Source organism: Pseudomonas sp. S37 (genome assembly GCF_016658545.1).
In the GTDB taxonomy this organism is placed as follows: Bacteria; Pseudomonadota; Gammaproteobacteria; order Pseudomonadales; family Pseudomonadaceae; genus Aquipseudomonas.
Genome location: NZ_JACVZC010000218.1, coordinates 1 through 2,383, shown reverse-complemented (window position 1 = coordinate 2,383; position 2,383 = coordinate 1). Strand labels below are relative to the sequence as shown.

General features: G+C 58.5%; 3 protein-coding genes. All 3 read right to left on the bottom strand.

Features of this window, described 5'->3' with window-relative positions; genetic code table 11:
- Window positions 1-31: 31 nt before the first annotated feature.
- Window positions 32-1,567: an IS66 family transposase gene (gene tnpC, locus IAE39_RS29340; protein ID WP_201207945.1), complete on the bottom strand. Its 1,536-nt coding sequence runs from the start codon at window positions 1,565-1,567 to the stop codon at window positions 32-34.
- A gap of 63 nt (window positions 1,568-1,630) precedes the next feature.
- Entirely contained in the window at window positions 1,631-1,966 is a 336-nt protein-coding gene (tnpB, locus tag IAE39_RS29850; protein WP_236548878.1) for an IS66 family insertion sequence element accessory protein TnpB, read from the bottom strand.
- Window positions 1,963-2,283 (bottom strand): IS66-like element accessory protein TnpA, encoded by a 321-nt coding sequence (gene tnpA, locus IAE39_RS29330; RefSeq protein ID WP_201207944.1) that lies wholly within the window; start codon window positions 2,281-2,283, stop codon window positions 1,963-1,965. Before tnpA ends, tnpB begins: the two co-directional genes overlap by 4 nt.
- Window positions 2,284-2,383 lie beyond the last annotated feature (100 nt).

Here is a 2,383-nt window from a genome sequence, read left to right as displayed (position 1 = left end):
GTAAGCGTCCGACGAACTCACCTTGCGTAAGTCAGGCCGGCATCCACTGATGCGGTAGCAACTGTCCGATCTCACTAGCCCGTTGCGTCGGCAGCCGCATCAGCACATCTTTGAGGTAGGCATATGGATCATGCCCATTCATGCGCGCCGATTGGATCAAACTCATGATGGCCGCAGCCCGCTTACCGCTGCGCAGCGATCCAGCAAATAACCAGTTCGAGCGCCCGAGGGCCCATGGCCGTATCTGGTTCTCGACCTGGTTGTTGTCGATGGGCACAGCCCCATCGTCCAAGTAGCGCGTCAGCGCTACCCAGCGTTTCAGGCTGTAATCGAGTGCTTTGGCCGTGGCTGATCCATTGGGCACCAAGTCGCGTTGGGCCAACATCCAGTCATGCAGTTTTTTGAGGATCGGCACCGCCATTTCCTGACGTATTCGCCAACGATCATCGTTACTCATGTCCCGCGCTTGACGCTCGACCTCGTACAAGCCGCTGATCGAGTGCAGCGCTTGTTCGGCCAGCTGACTTTTGTTCGCCACGTGCAGGTCGAAAAACTTGCGACGGGCGTGAGCCATGCACCCGATTTCAGTGATGCCCTGCTCAAAACCAGCTTTGTAGCCAGCGAAGTCATCGCAAACCAGCTTGCCGTTCCAATCGCCCAGGAAGTTGCGTGCATGTTCGCCAGCACGGCTTGGGCTGAAGTCGTAGACCACTGCTTTGAGCGCCGAAAACGGCGTCGTGCTGTAAGCCCAGACGTAGGCCCGGCGGGTTTTCTTCTCGCCTGGCGCAAGCATTTGAACCGGTGTTTCGTCGGCGTGAATCACGCCCTGGTTCAGCACCGCTTCACGCAGTGCATCGACTAGCGGTTGAAGTCTCACGCCAGTTTGTCCGACCCATTGGGCCAAGGTCGAACGAGCAATTGCCAGTCCGGCGCGACCAAAGATTTTCTCTTGCCGGTACAGCGGCAAGTGATCGGCAAACTTGGCCACCATCACGTGAGCCAGCAGGCCTGCAGTTGGAATACCTTTGTCGATGACCTGCGCTGGCACCGGCGCCTGGATCAGTGTTTCGCACTGGCGGCAGGCCCATTTACCACGTACATGTTGCTCGACGGTAAACACGCCCGGCGTGTAATCCAGCTTCTCGCTGACGTCTTCGCCGATGCGTTGAAGTTGGCAGCCACAGGCGCACTGGGTGTTTTCGGGTTCGTGACGAATCACCGTGCGTGGAAACTGCGGTGGCAATGACGAACGTTTCGGTGATTGCCGGGGCTCGGCCTGCGGCGCAGTTGGGAGAAGCTGTTTCAGCTCGGCCTCGATAGCTTCAAGGTCGGTGTCGAGCAGGTCATCCAGCAAGCTGCCTTGCGTCGGGCTGATCTGCTCGCTGCGCTTGGCAAACTTGTGGCGTTTGAGCAGGGCGATTTCGAACTTGAACTGTTCGATGAGGATTTCATCGTTCTGGATCTTCTTGCTCATCGCCTCGACTTGGGATTGCAACTGCAACGCCTGTGCCGCCAAGGCACGAAGCTGTTCCGGGGTCATCTGGTCGAGGTTGGTCGAGAAAGTCATGCCGCCGATTGTGCCAGAGCAGGCGCGGGACGACGACAAGTAGACCGGCCAAATGGCCGGCGTTTACAGCACGCTGATCACACCGCCGGCGCCGACACGCTGCCACGGCAGACCCAGTACCAATGCCTGAAGTTGGTCGTTATCGAGTTCGACCTCGCAGCCATGGCGAATGCCAGGCCAGTGGAACTTGCCTTGGTTCAGTCGACGCGCGGCAAGCCAGACGCCGACGCCATCGTGCACCAGCACTTTCATCCGATTAGCCCGGCGATTGGCGAAGAGGTAAGCGCAGTGCGGCTTCGCCGCACCGAATACCGAGATCACTCGCGCCAAGGCGGTTTCGGTACCGGCGCGCATGTCCATCGGCTCGGTGGCCAGCCAGATGGCATCAATGCGGATCATTGAGCGACAGCCCGAATAAACTGCGCACAACCCTCAGGATCCGAGGCTGGCCATTTCACCGTGATCATTTGCCCGGCCATGGGTAACTCGATGATCGCTGACGCCTCGGCTGGCCTTTTAGGTGCAGCCTTCAGAGGGACAAATGCCGGTAGTGGGGTTGCTGCGGATTGGTCTCGGTAGAGCGGCAGCCATTTACGAATGACATTGGCATTGATGCCGTGGCTGATAGCGACACTGGAAACGGTTGCACCAGGTTGCAGGCATTCCTGAACGACCTGGGCCTTGAACGGTTTGGGGTAAGAGCTTCGTTGGCGCATGAAAATCCTGGCGATAAGGGTAATCGCGTCCGCTTAAAAATACGCGGACACCATCGCCCTTAAAGCTGGAGTTCGGAAGGTGAGTTCGCCGGACGCTTAC

Excerpts from the sequence above, each read along its gene's own strand:
- tnpC (WP_201207945.1), bottom strand. The coding sequence starts at position 1,567 with ATGACTTTCTCGACCAACCTCGACCAGATGACCCCGGAACAGCTTCGT.
- tnpB (WP_236548878.1), bottom strand. The coding sequence starts at position 1,966 with ATGATCCGCATTGATGCCATCTGGCTGGCCACCGAGCCGATGGACATG.
- tnpA (WP_201207944.1), bottom strand. The coding sequence starts at position 2,283 with ATGCGCCAACGAAGCTCTTACCCCAAACCGTTCAAGGCCCAGGTCGTT.